This window comes from Pseudoalteromonas sp. MM1, assembly GCF_030296835.1.
GTDB lineage: Bacteria > Pseudomonadota > Gammaproteobacteria > Enterobacterales > Alteromonadaceae > Pseudoalteromonas.
On record NZ_AP027922.1, the window covers coordinates 357,190 to 375,141 of the forward strand.

Consider the following 17,952-nt stretch of genomic DNA (forward strand, 5'->3'; position numbering starts at 1 on the left):
AAGGGTACATAAGTTACCCTCAGTATACCCTCCTTATATGCAATAACAACGACTTAATAGCAGTAAATTTATTCAAAAAATGCCGAAATTAGAAATGGCAACAATAGTGTCTTAAAAGCGTCACTCAATTGTTATTTTCTGCCTCTAAGCTTTAACTATGGTTAGATATTGTGCAGCTAAGGGTGAATAATGAACGACAATAACGTGCTTAAAAAAATGGCTCAAATGGATGAACGACTCTTTTTAACTCTGTTTAATTACAATTCCCCCAAATGGCTAAAAACGGCTGCGCTTGGTTTATCTAAAAGTGGTAATGGTGGTTTATATTTACTTATGTGTGGCACTGTTTGGTGGCTAAGTACCAATGAGCAGCATCAGTTGTTGCCAATATCGGTGTTACTAGGGTTTGCAATTGAAAGGCCTATTTATTTTTTAGCAAAACGTACCTTTGGCCGAATTCGCCCCTGTGATTGCTTAGTCAGTAATGCGTATATTGTGCCTAGTGACAAATTTAGTTTGCCCTCGGGACACAGCGCAGCAGCATTTTTAGTTGCGGTAATATTGAGTCATTTTTTTGCAGAGTATACGTGGCTTTGGTTTAGTTGGGCATCGGGGGTGGCGGTTTCTCGCGTGGTATTAGGCGTACATTTTCCGGCAGATATAATAATAGGCGCCGTTATTGGTAGTTCATGTGGTTTATTTGCGCTAGCTTTGGTGGTGCCTGTATGAAAATATTATACGGCATACAAGGCACAGGTAATGGCCACATTACGCGCGCCCGTGTTATGGCAAGTTGTTTTAAAGAGTTAGGTATAGATGTAGATTACGTTTTTTCCGGACGTCCTGATAAAGACTACTTTGATATGCAGGACTTTACTGATTACAAAACGTTTCGGGGTTTATCGTTTAGCACTAAAAACGGCCAAGTAAAAAGCTATCAAACATTAAAAAATGCTCGAGTGTGCAAGTTAGTTAACGATATAAAATCATTTGATGTAAAAAAATACGATTTTGTTTTGAATGACTTTGAGCCTATTTCAGCCTGGGCGGCAAAGAGAGCGGGCGTACCTGTGGTTGGTATTAGTCACCAGGCGGCTTTTTTATCTAACAGTGTACCTATGTTTGGTCAGGGGTTATTTAGAAAGTCCCTTATTAAGCATTATGCCCCTGCAAGCACTTATTTAGGCGTACATTGGCAACCTTTTGCTGACAATATTATACCGCCCTTTATTGCAAACCATGATCATGGCAACCCGGTCGCCGTTATGAATAAAGTGCTAGTGTACTTACCCTTCGAAAACCTCGACAACATTATTGATTATTTAAAGGACTTTCCAGAAAAAGAGTTTTACTGTTACCACCCACACGCGCAAGACAAATCCCTTGGTCATATCCATTTGCGCACTCCTTCACGAGCGGGGTTTTTAAACGACTTAGCAAATACCAGCGGCGTAATTGGTAATGCAGGCTTTGAACTGGCAAGTGAGGCCTTAAAGCTTGGGAAGAAATTATTACTTAAACCTCTCGATGGCCAGTTTGAACAAGATGCAAATGCACAAACACTATTGGCGATGAAGATGGCCCATGTAATGAACTATTTAAACCCGCAAGCGCTGGATGATTGGAATAGTGCTCCGCAAAACAAACAAATTAATTTTCCCAGTGATCCAGCTCCTTTGGTGCAGTGGCTACTTAATAAGCAGTGGCATGACACTCACTCATTACATAAAGATTTATGGGGTAATGTTAATCTAAAAGCATGAACAACATGCTAAAAAAGTTAATAAAAAGTTTAAAATTAAGCACCATAACGTACTACACTATTAGTGCATATTAAATATAGGTGTTTTCAATGAATTTTTTACAAAACTTAACCATTAAAAGGCGTTTACAACTTAATGCAGTGGTAGTCGGTCTGGCAATGGTCATTTTGTTATGTGTGATAATTTATGAGTCACGCGTAACACTTAATCTGAATAAAACAATTCAGCTTGCAGAAGAGCTCAATGTACACGCCCTAGAGCTTAGAAAGCATGAAAAAAACTTTCTTTTTTACAAGCAGCAGGAAGCACTTACATCATTTGATAAGGATTTTAACCAGCTAAGCACTAAAATTAAAAAGCTGCAGGAGGTAATGCAGCAGCAAGGCATTACTGCAGCACAAATTGAGCATTTTCATGCGCTTATTACTAACTACAATAACAACTTTTCGGAGGTTGTTAGGCTACAGCAACAGATAGGTTTAAACCCTAAAGATGGGTTATATGGCAAGCTCAGAAATGCAGTGCACGAAGTTGAGGTGCTATTAAAAGAGCAAGATAACTTTGAGCTTTTATCTGTAATGCTACAGCTGCGACGCGCTGAGAAAGATTTTATGCTGCGCTTTGATGCAAAATACTTAACTCGCTTTAACGAACTTATTAGTACGTTTAAACAAAAAATTTCCCAAGCTGATTTACTAAGTAGTTATAAGTCGCAAATAACCCCTTTAATAGATACGTACCAAAGCGATTTTCAAAATCTTGTAAAGGCACAAACGCAGCTAGGGCTAGATTTAGACTCAGGTGCACTAGGCGTTATGCGTATTAACGTAGAAAAAAGTGACAAAGTTGTAAGTGAAATCGTTGAGTCAACTAAGTTACAAGTTGAAACAAGTGTTGAACAAGCAGAACTTATAGCCATTATAGTTTTTGTTATTTCTGGGGTTATAGTGTTGGCGTTGGTGTACTTAACTAGTCAGTCGATCATTATCCCTATTGAGAGGGTGTATCATACTATCAACGATATACGCCGTAATAACGATTTAAGCGTAATGATAGAGCAAACAGGTAATGACGAAGTTACCATTATGACCTCAGACTTTAATAGTTTAATAGGCGATTTTAAAAACCTCATAAACGAAGTTAATACCGCGCTTAATACATTAAATGTGGCAACAGAGCACTTATCAGAAAGCACCTCAGCTACAAGTTCAGGCATGCAAGAGCAGTTACACGAAGCGGATATGGTTGCTACTGCGGCTACGCAAATGCAGGCAACGATTCAGGATATTTCTCATAATACTGAAGCTGCCGCTAAAAAAGCAGAGTCAACCAATTTAAGTGCGCAGCAAGGGCGCAGCGAAGTAGACTCTACGGTTAAGCATATACGCGATTTATCTTCGTCGTTAGGTAACGCATCAAGTGTGGTATCGCAGCTTGAAAAAGACGGTGAAACCATAGGCTCAGTGCTTGATGTTATTAGAGGCATTGCAGAGCAAACTAATTTACTCGCATTGAATGCCGCAATAGAAGCAGCTCGTGCTGGTGAGCAAGGGCGAGGGTTTGCAGTTGTGGCAGATGAAGTACGCTCGCTTGCGCAACGTACACAAGAGTCTACCAGTGAAATTGAAGGCATTATTAATACTCTTCAGCAGCGCACGCAAGAGGTAGTAAGTATTATGCATCAATGTCGCTCGCAAGGTGATGAAAGTGCTTCACAAGCTATTAAAGCGGGTGACTTACTTGGTGCTATTACCGAAGATGTGCAAACTATTATGGAAATGAGCACTCAAATTGCTGTTGCTATTGATGAGCAAAGTCAGGTGGCATCAGAGGTTAACAAAAATGTAGTACGCATTAGAGACATTGCCCAAGATGCCTCTGAGCATGCAGTTAATAATGCGCAAACCAGTGAAGAAGTCTCTGAGCAAGCGCGCGTATTATTTGCGGCTATTGATAAGTTTAAAGTGTAATACAGTGTAGCGTTTAAAAAGCCAATAAGGTTTAGGGAACAAACTTTATTGGTACGCTGTCTTTGTTTTGTTCGTGCTCGGCGACTCGCGCTTGGTATTTATCCCACAAGGTTTCGTGCTGCGTTTGTAGTGTTTCAAAGTAGTTCCAGCTAAATAGCCCGCTGTTGTGGCCATCATCAAAGTCTAACCTAAGTGCGTAATGCCCCACCGGTACAATTTTTTTTATACCTACATGTTGTTTATTAAGTACCAACTTCATTGGCTCTGCACCATGCCCTTGCACTTCAGCAGAGGGGGAGTGAACGCGTAAAAACTCGCTGCTAAATACAGCCATACTGTCATCATCAAAGTAAACATCTAGGTTTTTACTCACGCTATGATAATGCACTTTTGTTACGTGTTTCATTTTATATGTCCCATTAAAAAGCCCCCAATACGGAGGCTTTTAGTATAGTATTTTTGCCTAGCTTATAAAATAAAGCGGCTTAAGTCTTCATCTTCTACAAGTGCACCTAAGTGTTTTTCTACGTAGGCGGCATCTATAGTAAGGGTAGAGCCTGCTTGCTCTGATGCATCGTATGAGATTTCTTCCATTAATTTTTCCATTACTGTGTGTAATCGACGAGCACCAATGTTTTCGGTTTTCTCATTTACTTGCCAAGCGGCTTTAGCTATGCGCTCTATTGCATCATCGTTAAACTCAACATTGACTTGCTCAGTTTTAAGTAGCTCACGTTGCTGCTCAGTAAGTGAAGCATGTGGCTCGGTCAGAATGCGTTTAAAGTCATCAGCAGTCAGTGCCTCAAGCTCAACACGAATAGGTAAACGACCTTGAAGCTCAGGGATCATGTCTGATGGCTTAGCCATTTGGAACGCACCCGATGCAATAAATAACATGTGGTCGGTTTTAACCATACCGTGCTTAGTATTAACGGTTGAGCCTTCAATTAGTGGAAGTAAGTCGCGTTGTACACCTTCTCGGCTTACATCTGGGCCTGATGAATCGCCACGCTTACAAATTTTGTCTATTTCATCAATAAACACAATACCGTTTTGCTCTACTGCAAAAATAGCCTGCTCTTTAAGTTCTTCAGGGTTAACTAATTTGGCGGCTTCTTCTTCGGTTAATAGCTTAAAGGCTTCTTTAATTTTTAACTTACGCTTAGTACGTTTGTCGCCACCCATGTTTTGAAACATGCTCTGCAACTGGTTGGTCATATCTTCCATACCAGGAGGCGCCATAATCTCTACATTTGGCTGCGCTTGCGCTAAATCTATCTCTATCTCTTTATCATCAAGCTGGCCTTCACGCAGTTTTTTACGGAATGTTTGGCGAGTAGATGAGTTGTCATCACGCTGTGTTTCACCGTATTGATCTTTAGCTGGTGGTAAAAGTGTATCTAAAATACGCTCTTCTGCCGCTTCTTCTGCGCGGTGCTTAAACTTTTTAGTTTGTTGCTCGCGGGTCATTTTAATTGATACATCAACTAAATCGCGAATAATAGTCTCTACTTCTTTACCCACGTAACCCACTTCGGTAAATTTAGTGGCTTCTACTTTAATAAAAGGCGCATTTGCTAGTTTAGCTAAACGGCGAGCTATTTCAGTTTTACCTACACCTGTTGGGCCAATCATTAAAATATTTTTAGGTGTTACTTCGCTACGTAAGTCATCGTTTAATTGCATTCGACGCCAGCGATTACGCAGGGCAATAGCCACGGCTTTTTTAGCTTTAGCTTGACCAATAATATGCTGATCTAACTCGTGTACAATTTCTCTTGGGGTCATAGCAGACATAATGGGTCCTATTATAGTTCTTCGATTGTTTGGAAGTTGTTGGTAAATACACAGATGTTGCCAGCAATGGTAAGGCTTTTTTCTACGATATCGCGAGCGCTTAAATCGGTATTTTCTAATAGGGCAGTGGCTGCTGATTGAGCAAAGTTACCACCGCTACCAATAGCAATTAAATCGTTCTCTGGCTGCACTACGTCACCGTTACCGGTGATAATTAGTGAAGCGGTTTCATCTGCAACTGCCAACAACGCCTCAAGCTTGCGTAGGGCTCGGTCGCTACGCCAATCTTTGGCCATTTCTACAGCGGCTTTAGTTAGGTTACCTTGGTGCATTTCTAGTTTGCTTTCAAAGCGTTCGAAAAGGGTAAAAGCATCAGCAGTACCGCCAGCAAAACCAGCAATTACTTTACCATTATAAAGGCGTCGAACTTTGCGGGCATTGCCCTTCATTACGGTATTACCAAGCGAAACTTGGCCGTCGCCACCAATTACTACTTTATTGTCGCGGCGTACACTTACGATAGTGGTCATGTTATTCCTCATCATCAAGCTGCGGGGGCAGCTTGTAAAAAACGATTATGATGAGGTTATATGGGTGAATGGTCTAATTTCAAGTCCAACCCCAAATTCCGCAGCTAACAACATGCACTCGCTTGAGTTTGTTTTTGTCGCTTTCGGCTTGGCGCTTTGTTTTATATGGGCCTAAACGCACTTTATACCAAATACCATTAGTACCTGTGGTCTTTTTAATTTCAGAAATTAAGCCAGCAAAAGCAATTTTAGCTTTGAGGGTTTCGGCTTGCTCATGTGTTCTAAACGACCCACATTGCATAACATAGGGGCCTTTTTGCTCAATTTCTCTTACTTCTACTTGGATTTCGTGCTCTTTAATTTCTTCAATAAACTTGGGTGCGCGAGGCTTAGCTATTTCTACTTTTTCAGCTGTTTTAGGGTGCGCTTGCTGCTCAACCAGCTTAGGGTCGGCGTTATTTTTAATAAACCATAAGCCATAGGCAAACCCACCTACAAGCAAAACAGTAATAACAACTAAAAGTATAGGAAATGGTTTTTTAGCAGGGGCTTGCTTGGTATTTTTTCTACCCGCTGGTTTTTTATTAATATAATCGTGCTGTGCCATTTGGCTTTAACCTAAATCATGTCTATAGGGTCAACATCAAGGCTCCAGCGCACTTTTTGGGCAAGTTTGCTGGTGCTTAAATAGTCGACCATTTGCGCAAGATACTGATGCAATACTTTGCGGTCTTGCGCTTGAATATGCAATTGAAACCGGTACATACCTGCCACTCTTTCTAGTGGAGCAGGAATTGGACCGAGCAATTGTATACCAGATACACCGTTAACAGGAACCAAATCCGTCAAAAAATCGACAACGAGCTTAATACTATGTCCTTGTGCTCTAACTATAGCCATATTGGTAATGGGTGGAAGGTCGGCATCATCTCGTTCACTTAAAGCAAAACGGGCAAAATCTTGGTAGCCATTATTCACTAAGTCTTGCAATAAAGGGTGTTCAGGAAAGTGGGTTTGCAGTAATACTTGCCCAGGCTCCCCCGAGCGACCCGCGCGGCCAGCAACTTGGGTCACTAGCTGGGCTAAATGCTCAGTAGCTCTAAAATCACACGAGTACAAACCGCTATCTACATCTAATATAAGCACTAAGCTAACATCGGCAAAATGATGACCTTTGGCCAACATTTGTGTACCTACTAGGATACGCGCCCCACCTTGGTTTATCTCCTCAAGGGCTTTTTCTAAGCTCCCTTTACGGCGGGTTGAATCACGGTCGATACGTGTGACTGGTGTTTCGGGAAATTCACTCGACAAAAACTCTTCAATTTGCTCTGTGCCTTTTCCGTTAGGAAAAATTTGTGTGCTACCGCAATCAGGGCACTGGTGAGGAACTCGGTGTTGTTCCCCACAGTGGTGGCAAATCATTTGGCCTATGGCTTTATGAAAAGTTGCACTGGTGCTGCAGCGATTACACTCACTGAGCCAGCCACATTCGTGACAAATAAGCGTAGGAGAAAAACCACGACGATTTAAAAACACCATAACTTGCTTACCACGGTTTAAATGTTGGCGCATAGTGGCAAGACTTGCATGAGCAATACCCGCTTGGTCGGGCTGACCTTTCATATCGAGCAACATAAACTGATTATCGGTTGCAGTTTGCGCGCGCTCTGTAAGGCTTAAAAGTTGGTATTTGTTGTTTATAGCTTTGTGCAGTGTTTCCAGTGCTGGGGTGGCACTGCCTAAAATAAGCGGTATTTTGTGCTGAAATGCCCGATAAGCTGCTAAATCGCGTGCATGGTAACGTAAGGTATCTTGCTGTTTAAATGATGAGTCATGCTCTTCATCAACCACTATCATTCCTAACTTTAAAAAAGGGAGAAAAATGCTCGAACGGGTACCTATTACAATTGCGCAGCTGCCTTTTTCGCAAAAACGCCATGTTTGCAAGCGCTCGTTATCGGTTAGGGCTGAGTGCCATAACATAATTGGCGTATCAGGAAAACGACGACGAAATCGGTTGACGGTTTGGGGCGTTAAGCCTATTTCAGGCACCAGTACTAAGGCTTGCTCGCCACGTTTAAGGACCTCTTCTAGGCATTGTAAATACACTTCGGTTTTACCGCTGCCTGTCACACCTTCTAATAAAAAGCTCTTAAAGCCAACACTTTGATTTATAGTTGTGCATGCTACGGCTTGCTCTTTATTAAGTACTGGCTTGGTGCCAACTGTGGGCATAATGCTTTGCCATTGATTATCATGCTCAATGCTCTGGGTTATGAGTTCTTTATCTATTAAGGCATCTATTGTTTTTTTACTAAAGCCGAGCGCTTTTAGCTCGGTTACCGACGACTTCCCCGATTGTGCGAGTTGCTTTAATAAGTTTAGTTGGGTTTTTGCTTTTAACGACGGAACCTTCGCGCCTTTTTCGGTAAGGCTAACCATGTTAATACTGGTTTTATCGGGGTTTTCGCCTTGACGAAGCGCACCAGGCAACGCAATGTGTATAGTTTCGCCGAGTGGGTAGCAATAATAGCGGGCGGTAAAGCTAAGCAGTTCTAAATGCTGCGCAGATAAAATAGGGGTTTGATCAATAACCTCAGCAACCGCTTTAATTTTGTTTTCGGGTACGTCGGTATGCGTTTTAAGTGCAAGAACAACTGCTACTTTCTTTTGATTCCCAAAAGGCACTAAAACACGCATCCCAGGCATAATAGGCGCCGAGAGCGAGGTAAGTTGTTCATCTATTTTATAATCAAAGGTGCGTGGTAACGGAACTTTAATAGCAACTTCAACAAAGCGCATAACAACTCATGTAATAAAGGGTAATAGCTTAATGTACTAAAAATAAGCTTAAAAACCTACATGCAAATGGGCAGTGTAGTGTTGGTTGGTTACTTTTTTGACAAAAAGCGTAATTAAAGCTTGTGCGGGGCAAGCTAGTTGGATAAAATCCGCGGCCTATAAATTTGTTTTAACGACGTATGGTGCCAGACTTCGGGTTTGGAGAGCGATGCGGCCTTAACTAGAGGTTCCTATGAAAGAAGGTATTCACCCTAAGTACGAAGTAATTTCTGCAACATGTTCATGCGGAAACAAATTCGAAACTCGTTCTACTCTTTGTAAAGACATTCACCTAGACGTATGTTCTGCGTGTCACCCGTTTTACACTGGTAAGCAAAAGATTTTAGACACTGGCGGCCGTGTTGATCGTTTCAACAAGCGCTTCGGTGCACTTACCAGCAAAAAATAATTATTGCTGTTTAGTAAAAAAAGCACCTTTGGGTGCTTTTTTTGTGCCTAAAATTTAGCATTTTTGCTGAAATATCAGCAATTATTGCCGTACTACTTATGCATAACTATTTCCTGTTCTTATTCTGAATATGCATAAACCTTTGCAGACAAACTCACAATTCTTCTCTATATTTTTTATACGTTAGTTTTTAACCAAGTCGCTAAAAGTGCTCATCGTGGCGATATTTGTTTTTAACGGTGATAAACGCGCCATATTGGTGCATTTTGCTATTTTAATATCCTGCTATTTTAGAAAAATATTGGCAGGGCAAAATGAACCTCAAAAAGCACTTTTTGACTGAATTTTTATTTGTTTAAAATTGATAACTTTTAGCGAAGTTGCTGATAAATCACTTAAAATTAACGGATATAGCATATAACAGGATAGACCTGATATTGCTTGGAATTTAAAAATAATAAGAGTATCTTAGCCCCATACTCCCTCTCACTTAACTTAAATTGCAGGATACCATCGCGTTATGTCAGATTTTCGTGAACAAGCATTACACTACCACTCACACCCCGTTCCAGGCAAAATCAGCATTGAGCTCACAAAACCAGCTGAAACGGTGCAAGATTTAGCATTAGCATATAGCCCTGGTGTTGCAGAGCCTGTGCGAGAAATTGCAGCAGATTCAGCCAATGCATATAAATATACCGGTAAAGGTAATATGGTTGCGGTGATCAGTAATGGTACAGCAATTTTAGGTTTGGGTAATTTAGGGCCACTAGCCTCTAAACCTGTTATGGAAGGTAAGGCGCTCTTATTCAAGCGTTTTGCTGGCCTAGATTCTATTGATATTGAAGTTAAGCACCGCACCACTGAAGACTTTATAAATACAGTGGCTAATATTGCCGACACGTTTGGTGGCATTAACTTAGAAGATATTAAAGCACCAGAGTGTTTTGAAATTGAAAAAGCGCTTATTGAGCGTTGCAGTATTCCGGTTTTTCATGATGACCAACATGGTACCGCTATTGTAACTGCAGCAGGTATGCTTAACGCATTAGAAGTGCAGGGCAAATCAATAGAAGATGCCATTATTGTATGTTTAGGTGCAGGTGCTGCAGCGGTTGCCTGTATGGAGCTATTAATTAAGTGTGGTGCATTGCGTGAACATATTTATATGTTAGACCGTAAAGGAGTTATCCATACTCGCCGCGATGATTTAAACGAATACAAACAGCTTTTTGCTAACAATACAGATAAGCGTACTCTACAAGATGTAATTGCTGATGCAGACGTGTTTGTAGGTGTATCGGGCCCTAACTTACTTGCACCTGAAGATCTTAAGTTGATGGCCGATAAGCCAGTGGTATTTGCATGTTCAAACCCAGACCCTGAAATTGCACCTGAGCTAGCGCACAGTGCACGAAAAGACTTAATTATGGCAACGGGTCGCTCTGATTTTCCAAACCAAGTTAATAATGTTTTGTGTTTTCCGTTTATTTTCCGTGGTGCACTTGATGTACGTGCAAGCGCAATTAACGATGAAATGAAAATAGCCGCTGTTGAAGCTATTCGTAGCATTGCTAAAGAGCCAGTGCCTGAGCAAGTATTAAAAGCTGCAGGTGTGGATAAACTTGAATTTGGCGCAGATTACATTATTCCTAAGCCGATGGACCCGCGTTTATTACCACGTATAGCCAAGGCGGTTGCGATTGCGGCAGTTGAATCGGGCGTGGCGCAAATTGACTTACCTGAAAATTACATGGCTTAAATAGCCGCAAATAAAAAACCTCAGCTTGGCTGAGGTTTTTTGTTTAAGCGACTAAAAAGTAGCGAGTGTAAATACTTGGCTACTCTTCGTCTAAAATAGGTACTTCGAGCCCCATTTCTTGCATTATTTTTTTCACTTCTTCTGGAACTTTTTCTGCGTTATCTTTACGAAGGTCATCATCGTTTGGTAACGGCTGACCGGTAAAAGCATGTAAAAAGGCTTCGCATAAAAGCTCGCTATTTGTTGCATGACGCAGATTGTTTATTTGACGACGTGTACGCTCATCAGTTAATACTTTTAATACATTTAGCGGGATCGAAACGGTGATCTTTTTAACTTGCTCTGATTTTTTCCCGTGTTCTGCGTATGGGTGAATATACTCACCATTCCATTTAGCCATAAGATGTATCGTTGCCTCAGATTATTAATTTCTCACACGGCGTAAAAAGCGTGTAAATATGCGTGAAATTCTATCGTTTTAAAAAAGATAGTCAAATAATAGATAGCAATCTATCTTAATAAGCTGGCTGTAACAGTAAATAAAGGTTTATGAGAGCTTTACACGGATGTTGTTTTTAGCCATCTAGAGCTTTAAAAGCTTTGACTTATTATAATGGATAACATACTCTTTTAGACGTCTAAACATCCAAATTAATTAGGTGACGAATATGAGCGAAAAAAACAAAGCAACCATTGCTGTACGTAATGGCGTAGATGCCGATAAACATCATGGTGCCGTTGTGCCACCAATTTATTTATCGACGACGTATTCGTTTGCCGATTTTGATACAAAACGCGCATACGACTATGGACGAAGTGGTAATCCTAACCGCGATATATTAGCTGAAACGCTAGCAGAACTTGAAGGTGGTGCTCGCGGCATTATTACCGCTACGGGTATGGCTGCGGTGCATTTAGCCACACAGTTATTAAATAACGATGATACGCTGGTTATACCACACGACTGTTATGGCGGCAGTTACCGTTTATTTACGTCGTTAGAGAAGCGCGGCCTACTTAAGTTAAAGGTTCTTGACTTAACTAAACCAGAAAACTTAGCACAAATTTTAACTATTAAACCTAAATTAATTTGGATAGAAACACCAAGTAACCCTGTGCTGCGCTTAACGGATATTAAAGCCGTGACGGATATAGCAAAACAGTGCGGGGCATTGGTGGCTGCCGACAACACCTTTTTATCACCGGCATTGCAAAACCCAATTAAGTTTGGCGTAGATATTGTTGTGCACTCTACCACCAAATATATTAACGGCCATTCTGATGTTGTAGGCGGTGCAGTTGTTGCTGCAACACAAGAGCTTGGTGACGAGCTTGCTTGGTGGGCCAATAACATTGGTATTACCGGCGCTCCATTTGATAGCTATTTAACGTTACGCGGTTTACGTACTTTAAATGTGCGTTTAAGGCAGCACCAAGAAAATGCCCTAGCGATTGCTAAATACCTTGAAAGCTCTGAGTATGTTAGCCAAGTTTACTACCCAGGCCTTGAATCGCACCCTCAACATACGCTTGCTAAAGCCCAGCAACTTGGCTTTGGTGGCATGGTTAGTTTTGATATTAAGGGTGATGTGGATGATGCTGCGGCGTTTTTAACAAGCCTTAAAGAATTTAGCTTAGCTGAATCGTTAGGTGGGGTTGAGAGTTTAATTTGCCATCCTGCGACCATGACTCATGCTGGTATGGAGCCTAAAGCGCGTCTTGAGGCGGGGGTGGGCGATACGTTAATTCGTATTTCGGTCGGTATTGAAGATATAGAAGACTTATTGGCTGATTTTGAGCGTGTATTTAATTTAGTTAAACCAGGGCAAAACAAAAATATAGGCCGTGTTGGTAAAGCTGCAGGCAATGCCAATGGTGATGTAAAGCAACAGGCTGCTCACCCGGCATTGTGGTGATTGAGTATGGTAAAAAGTGTACATAAATTTGGCGGCTCGAGCTTAAGCTCGAGCGAGCGTTATAAAAGTGTGGCAAAAATTATTATTGGCCACACACAGCCTGGAGATTGCGTGGTTGTATCTGCTGCCGGTAAAACCACCGATACCTTGGTTTCGCTGTGGCAAAGTTATCAACAGCAAGATAAGCAAGCCGTTGCTGATATTTTACTGCAATTGAGTAATCATCAAACAGTATTAATTGAAAAGCTATTAAAAGCCGACGCTAAACACACGGCTTTAGCTGTGTTAGCGCAAGAACTAAGTGACGTAGCAGAGCAAGCCAGTAAGCAACAGTTGCAAGAGGCGGCGTTACTGGCGCATGGTGAACTGTGGTCTGCGCGGTTACTAGCAGCCTATTTAACGCAATTAAACATTCAAGCGTGTGCTCATGATGCTAGAGCGCTGTTTAGTGTAACAAGCGGAGAGCTTTTGCATGCGCAAAACAAGCAGCAATGTAGCCAAATTATTGATGCAAATAAGATTAATGTAGTAACAGGGTTTATCGCAGCAAGTGCTGATGGCAATACGGTTACGCTTGGGCGCAATGGCAGTGATTACAGCGCCACCTTATTAGCCAATTATTGCGATGCACATAATGTATGTATTTGGACTGATACGCCAGGGGTGTTTAGTGCCGACCCACGAAAAGTTGAAAAAGCGATTAAGTACAACAAGGTGTGCCGTGAACAAGCTAACTTATTAGCTAGATTAGGTAATCCTGTTTTACATGCTAAAACGCTTTCGCCTTTAAAAAACAGTAATATTAAGTTGGCTGTACGCAGTAGTTTTGATGTGCAAGCTGCCCCTACCGATATTGTAAAACAAGGCAAAGCTAAGCAAAAACGTTTTATAACTACATTGCAAAACGTTGATTTACTGCTCGTTGAAGGTCTTAACGCAGGTGAAGTGGCACATGTTAGCCAACTTATTCAACATAGCCTTCATCATTTTATACACAACGGCGACACATACTTAGTGGTGCCTGCGGGTGCTACGCATCAAGTAGTGAGTTATTTTGCTGGGCGAGCAAGCATAAGTGAGTCTAATTTAAACGGCTGCGCGGTGGTTGCGCCTACGCAAGATGTTTACACACTAAGTACATTAGCGGCTGAGGTTTTAAATCAGCAAAGTATTCACCCTCGTTTTATTCATCAAGATACAGGCTATACATTGCTATTAACTGATCAGTTAATAGAAAGCGATGTACTGAGTTTATTACACGAAAAACTAATTAATAAAGGTCAAGAAGTTGCACTGGTTGTAGCTGGTTTAGGTAATGTAGGCGATGAATTTTTAAGCCAGCTAGATACTCAATTTAAGCGTTTGTCGGGCGATTATAGTATTAAGCTAGTTGGGTTAATTCGCTCGCAATATATGCTATTTAATGCCTCGGGTATTACGCTTGGGCAATGGAAAAAACAGTGGCAGCATAATGCCGTTGCTTATGAGCAGGCTGATTTATTAAGTGCGTTAAACGAACTTGATTACGAGCATAAAGTGGTTGTTGATATAACGGCAAGTGAGCAATTTAGCCAATTATATACCGACTTTGTTGAGCGAGACTGTCATTTAATAAGTGCTAACAAGTACGCGGGCACTGCTGCATCAAACTGGTATAACGCGCTGCGCCAAAGTATTAGCGAGCGTAACTTGCATTGGCGCTACAACACCAGTGTAGGGGCAGGGTTGCCAATTAACTTTGCGTTGGCCGATTTACAAAATAGTGGCGATAAAATTACCCGTATTGAAGGGGTTTTCTCGGGCACACTCTCGTGGTTATGCAGTAAGTACGATGGCAGTGTGGCATTTTCTGACCTTGTTCTTGAAGCGCAAAAAATGGGCTTTACAGAACCTGATCCCCGCGAGGATTTATCGGGCCGCGATATGCAACGTAAATTATTGATATTGGCGCGCGAGCTTGGCATTGAATTAGAATTAGATGATATAAGCTTACAAGCATTAATGCCTGATGAGTTAGCCCAAGGTTCGTGGGATGACTTTTTAGCGAACAAAGATAAGCTAAATACCTTTATTAAGCGCCATGCCGATGCGGCAAATGCACAAGATGCTGTACTTAGGTATACAGGTTTGTTGGCATTAGAACAGGGTAAAGTTACGGCGAAGGTAGGTATAACTTACGCACCTAAAGGGGATGCCTTAGCTAACTTAACACCTGGCGATAATATCTTTGTTATTAATAGCCAGTGGTACAACGAAAACGCCCTAGTAATACAAGGCCCTGGGGCAGGCAAAGAAGTGACCGCCGCTGGAGTTCACTCTGATTTATATTGGTTAGTTAAAAACCTAAAATAGCGCAGCTAAATATTAATAGTAAAACGGCAGCTTGTGTAAGCTGCCGTTTTTGTTTTCTTCACTATGATTAAAATAGCTCTTCTTCGGTTTTTGTATCTTCTTCAAAAATATCAGTTGGCTGAGACAGTACATATTTTGTAGGGGCTGTGCCTTTTTCAAAATATTCAAAGCGACTGGTGTAGTCGTTTTTATGACTTAACAAACCTGTTTTTAAATCGATACGAATTGAAACGAGTCCCTCAGGAGGCTCTATTGGCGCTTCTGGTGTGCCTTCAAGGGCAACTTTCATAAAATCAACCCAAGCTGGCTGTGCCGTTTTAGCTCCTGATTCAGCACCAGAAATTTGGCTGCTATCTAGGTTGTTATTATAGGTTGAACGTCCTAGTGAGTTTCCTGGGTTGTCAAAACCAACCCATACCGAAGTCACTACATTGCGGTTAAAGCCGCTAAACCAGGTATCAACAGAGTCATTGGTTGTGCCTGTTTTACCCGATAGATCGCGCCTATCTAATGCTTGCGCACGCCAACCTGTCCCGCTCCAGCCTGTTTTATGTGTCCAGCTACCGCCACCCCATACTGCGCTGTGCATAGCCTCAGCAATTAAAAACGCATTTTGTTTTGATATAACACGCGGTGCACAACGAGGTTGCATGGCTTGCTCATCTGCTGTAGCGGTATCTAAGTTATTGTTGGCAAAACTATCCATTTCTTGAGAGACGGGTAGTAGCTCGCCTTCGTCGCAAGCAAGCGCTGGGTTTGCTTTAAATAGTACATTGCCATAGGCATCTTGAATTTCAGATATAAAGTAAGGTTCAATTAAATGACCACCATTAGCAAATGCGCTCATGCCGCGAGCAAGCTCTAATGGCGTGATTGATGCACTCCCTAATGCTAACGATTCACTGCGGTTAATATCAGCATCCTTAAAACCAAACTTAAGTAAGTGATCAGCCGTGCGCTGCAGTCCTACACCACGGAGTAAACGTACAGAAATAACATTTTTAGATTGTGCTAATGCACGGCGTATACGTATAGGGCCATTATAAACAGCTGGGCTGTTTTTTGGTCGCCATGCTACACCTAAGCTTTTATCCCATTGGTTTATTGGCGCATCATTTAATATAGAGGCTAATGTATAGCCATTTTCGAGTGCAGCAGAATAAATAAAGGGTTTGATATTAGATCCAACTTGGCGTTTAGCTTGTACCGCTCGGTTGTATTGGCTTTGCTCAAAACTGTAACCGCCTACTATGGCTTTAATACGACCATCTTGTGGGTCGAGTGAAACAAGTGCACTGGCAGCTTCTGGTATTTGGCTTAGCAGGTAACTGTCGTCGTTATTTTTACGCAGCCATATTTGCATACCAGGGGTAAGAATGTCAGTAGCGGCTTTAGGGGCAAAACTTTGGCGGTAGCGGGTAATGTATTTACGCGCCCATTTTAAATTATCCCAATCAAGTGTGGTGCGCTGGCCATTCTTTAAAATAACGTCAGCGGTTTTCTCTGCCACATTTAACACCACGCCAGCGTGCAAATCAGCTATTTCTTTAACTGGTTTTAGCTTTTCTACAATTTGCTGCTCACTTAAGGCGGGCTGTGTTTCTGGATCCCATAGCATGTCTACAGGTCCACGAAAGCCATGACGCATATCGTAGTTATGTAAATTATTAACTAAAGCTGTTTGCGCAGCCTTTTGAACTTTAGACTCCACAGAGGTAAATATTTTAAAGCCAGAGTTATATGCTTTTTCTACACCGTAGCGCTCAACCATCTCAGCACGAACCATCTCAGAGATATAAGGGGCATAAAGGTCTATCTCGGCACCGTGAAAATAAGCAGTGATAGGCTGGTTTGCCGCTTCGTTGTATTGTTGTTGCGTTATATAGTTTTCCGTAAGTAAGCGACCAAGCACTACATTGCGGCGTGCTTTTGCTCTAATAGGGTTACGAATTGGGTTAAGTGCCGAAGGGGCTTTAGGTAAACCTGCGATCATTGCCATTTGCGCAAGGGTGAGGTCTTTTAACTCTTTACCATAATAAACTTGTGCCGCTGCGCCAATACCAAATGCACGATTACCTAGTTCTATTTTATTAAGGTATAGCTCAAGAATTTCATCTTTAGTTAATACACTTTCAATGTGTAGAGCTATAAAAATCTCTTTAACTTTACGAATATACGCCTTTTCTCGTGTTAAAAAGAAGTTACGAGCAAGCTGCATAGTAATGGTACTTGCACCTTGTTTTTTCTCACCTGTTGAAATTAACACAATAGCAGAACGGACAATACCAATAGGATCTATACCAATATGGTCGTAAAAACGGTTATCTTCTGTTGCTAAAAAGGCATCAATTAAGGGCTGAGGTATGTTATCTATGGTGACGGGAATACGGCGTTTTTCACCAAATTGATTAATTAACAGCCCATCTTTTGTGAAGACTTGCATAGGGGTTTGTAATTGCACGTCTTTTAAAACTTGCACACTGGGGATATCGGGTTTAACGTAGTAATAAAGGCTGATTAAAGTTATCAGACCAATTAACGTGCAAATGATAAAAAATTGTAATGTTCGTTTTAATAAAATCACTTATATTTCCCTAAATGGACTCCCA

General features: G+C 41.5%; 14 protein-coding genes. 7 read left to right on the plus strand and 7 right to left on the minus strand.

Annotated elements, in window-relative coordinates:
* The first annotated feature begins 189 nt into the window (after positions 1-189).
* The 3 genes from QUE46_RS01590 (at position 190) to QUE46_RS01600 (ending at position 3,733) form a co-directional block, all read left to right on the plus strand.
* Entirely contained in the window at positions 190-729 is a 540-nt protein-coding gene (locus tag QUE46_RS01590; protein WP_286245936.1) for a phosphatase PAP2 family protein, read from the plus strand.
* Entirely contained in the window at positions 726-1,763 is a 1,038-nt protein-coding gene (locus tag QUE46_RS01595) for an MJ1255/VC2487 family glycosyltransferase (RefSeq protein ID WP_286245937.1), read from the plus strand. Before QUE46_RS01590 ends, QUE46_RS01595 begins: the two co-directional genes overlap by 4 nt.
* 89 nt (positions 1,764-1,852) lie before the next feature.
* Complete coding sequence (locus QUE46_RS01600; protein WP_286245938.1) at positions 1,853-3,733, plus strand: methyl-accepting chemotaxis protein; 1,881 nt, start codon at positions 1,853-1,855, stop codon at positions 3,731-3,733.
* A gap of 31 nt (positions 3,734-3,764) precedes the next feature.
* Here QUE46_RS01600 and QUE46_RS01605 read toward each other — a convergent pair whose 3' ends face one another.
* The 5 genes from QUE46_RS01605 to priA form a co-directional block, all read right to left on the minus strand.
* Positions 3,765-4,139, minus strand: a complete 375-nt coding sequence (locus QUE46_RS01605; RefSeq protein ID WP_286245939.1) for a gamma-butyrobetaine hydroxylase-like domain-containing protein — start codon at positions 4,137-4,139, stop codon at positions 3,765-3,767.
* 62 nt (positions 4,140-4,201) lie between these two features.
* Positions 4,202-5,530, minus strand: a complete 1,329-nt coding sequence (gene hslU, locus QUE46_RS01610; RefSeq protein WP_286245940.1) for an HslU--HslV peptidase ATPase subunit — start codon at positions 5,528-5,530, stop codon at positions 4,202-4,204.
* Positions 5,531-5,541: 11 nt separating this feature from the next.
* Entirely contained in the window at positions 5,542-6,060 is a 519-nt protein-coding gene (hslV, locus tag QUE46_RS01615; RefSeq protein WP_004589336.1) for an ATP-dependent protease subunit HslV, read from the minus strand.
* Positions 6,061-6,139: 79 nt separating this feature from the next.
* Complete coding sequence (locus QUE46_RS01620; protein WP_286245941.1) at positions 6,140-6,667, minus strand: SPOR domain-containing protein; 528 nt, start codon at positions 6,665-6,667, stop codon at positions 6,140-6,142.
* A gap of 11 nt (positions 6,668-6,678) precedes the next feature.
* Positions 6,679-8,865, minus strand: coding sequence for a primosomal protein N' (priA, locus tag QUE46_RS01625; protein WP_286245942.1), 2,187 nt, complete (start codon positions 8,863-8,865; stop codon positions 6,679-6,681).
* Between the two features lie 232 nt (positions 8,866-9,097).
* On the opposite strand from priA, the gene rpmE reads away from it, so the two are divergent.
* Complete coding sequence (gene rpmE / locus QUE46_RS01630; protein ID WP_286245943.1) at positions 9,098-9,313, plus strand: 50S ribosomal protein L31; 216 nt, start codon at positions 9,098-9,100, stop codon at positions 9,311-9,313.
* A gap of 520 nt (positions 9,314-9,833) precedes the next feature.
* Positions 9,834-11,075 (plus strand): malic enzyme-like NAD(P)-binding protein, encoded by a 1,242-nt coding sequence (locus QUE46_RS01635; protein ID WP_286245944.1) that lies wholly within the window; start codon positions 9,834-9,836, stop codon positions 11,073-11,075.
* A gap of 79 nt (positions 11,076-11,154) precedes the next feature.
* Here QUE46_RS01635 and metJ read toward each other — a convergent pair whose 3' ends face one another.
* Entirely contained in the window at positions 11,155-11,475 is a 321-nt protein-coding gene (metJ, locus tag QUE46_RS01640; protein ID WP_004589341.1) for a met regulon transcriptional regulator MetJ, read from the minus strand.
* 268 nt (positions 11,476-11,743) lie between these two features.
* On the opposite strand from metJ, the gene metB reads away from it, so the two are divergent.
* Both metB and metL read left to right on the plus strand, forming a co-directional pair.
* Positions 11,744-12,991: a cystathionine gamma-synthase gene (gene metB, locus QUE46_RS01645; protein ID WP_286245945.1), complete on the plus strand. Its 1,248-nt coding sequence runs from the start codon at positions 11,744-11,746 to the stop codon at positions 12,989-12,991.
* Positions 12,992-12,997: 6 nt separating this feature from the next.
* Positions 12,998-15,343, plus strand: coding sequence for a bifunctional aspartate kinase/homoserine dehydrogenase II (gene metL, locus QUE46_RS01650; RefSeq protein WP_286245946.1), 2,346 nt, complete (start codon positions 12,998-13,000; stop codon positions 15,341-15,343).
* A 67-nt stretch (positions 15,344-15,410) separates the two neighbouring features.
* Here metL and QUE46_RS01655 read toward each other — a convergent pair whose 3' ends face one another.
* The gene (locus QUE46_RS01655; RefSeq protein ID WP_286245947.1) at positions 15,411-17,927 is read right to left on the minus strand and encodes a penicillin-binding protein 1A; all 2,517 of its coding nucleotides are present in this window, start codon (positions 17,925-17,927) and stop codon (positions 15,411-15,413) included.
* Positions 17,928-17,952 lie beyond the last annotated feature (25 nt).

Excerpts from the sequence above, each read along its gene's own strand:
- QUE46_RS01590 (WP_286245936.1), top strand. The coding sequence starts at position 190 with ATGAACGACAATAACGTGCTTAAAAAAATGGCTCAAATGGATGAACGA.
- QUE46_RS01595 (WP_286245937.1), top strand. The coding sequence starts at position 726 with ATGAAAATATTATACGGCATACAAGGCACAGGTAATGGCCACATTACG.
- QUE46_RS01600 (WP_286245938.1), top strand. The coding sequence starts at position 1,853 with ATGAATTTTTTACAAAACTTAACCATTAAAAGGCGTTTACAACTTAAT.
- QUE46_RS01605 (WP_286245939.1), bottom strand. The coding sequence starts at position 4,139 with ATGAAACACGTAACAAAAGTGCATTATCATAGCGTGAGTAAAAACCTA.
- hslU (WP_286245940.1), bottom strand. The coding sequence starts at position 5,530 with ATGTCTGCTATGACCCCAAGAGAAATTGTACACGAGTTAGATCAGCAT.
- hslV (WP_004589336.1), bottom strand. The coding sequence starts at position 6,060 with ATGACCACTATCGTAAGTGTACGCCGCGACAATAAAGTAGTAATTGGT.
- QUE46_RS01620 (WP_286245941.1), bottom strand. The coding sequence starts at position 6,667 with ATGGCACAGCACGATTATATTAATAAAAAACCAGCGGGTAGAAAAAAT.
- priA (WP_286245942.1), bottom strand. The coding sequence starts at position 8,865 with ATGCGCTTTGTTGAAGTTGCTATTAAAGTTCCGTTACCACGCACCTTT.
- rpmE (WP_286245943.1), top strand. The coding sequence starts at position 9,098 with ATGAAAGAAGGTATTCACCCTAAGTACGAAGTAATTTCTGCAACATGT.
- QUE46_RS01635 (WP_286245944.1), top strand. The coding sequence starts at position 9,834 with ATGTCAGATTTTCGTGAACAAGCATTACACTACCACTCACACCCCGTT.
- metJ (WP_004589341.1), bottom strand. The coding sequence starts at position 11,475 with ATGGCTAAATGGAATGGTGAGTATATTCACCCATACGCAGAACACGGG.
- metB (WP_286245945.1), top strand. The coding sequence starts at position 11,744 with ATGAGCGAAAAAAACAAAGCAACCATTGCTGTACGTAATGGCGTAGAT.
- metL (WP_286245946.1), top strand. The coding sequence starts at position 12,998 with ATGGTAAAAAGTGTACATAAATTTGGCGGCTCGAGCTTAAGCTCGAGC.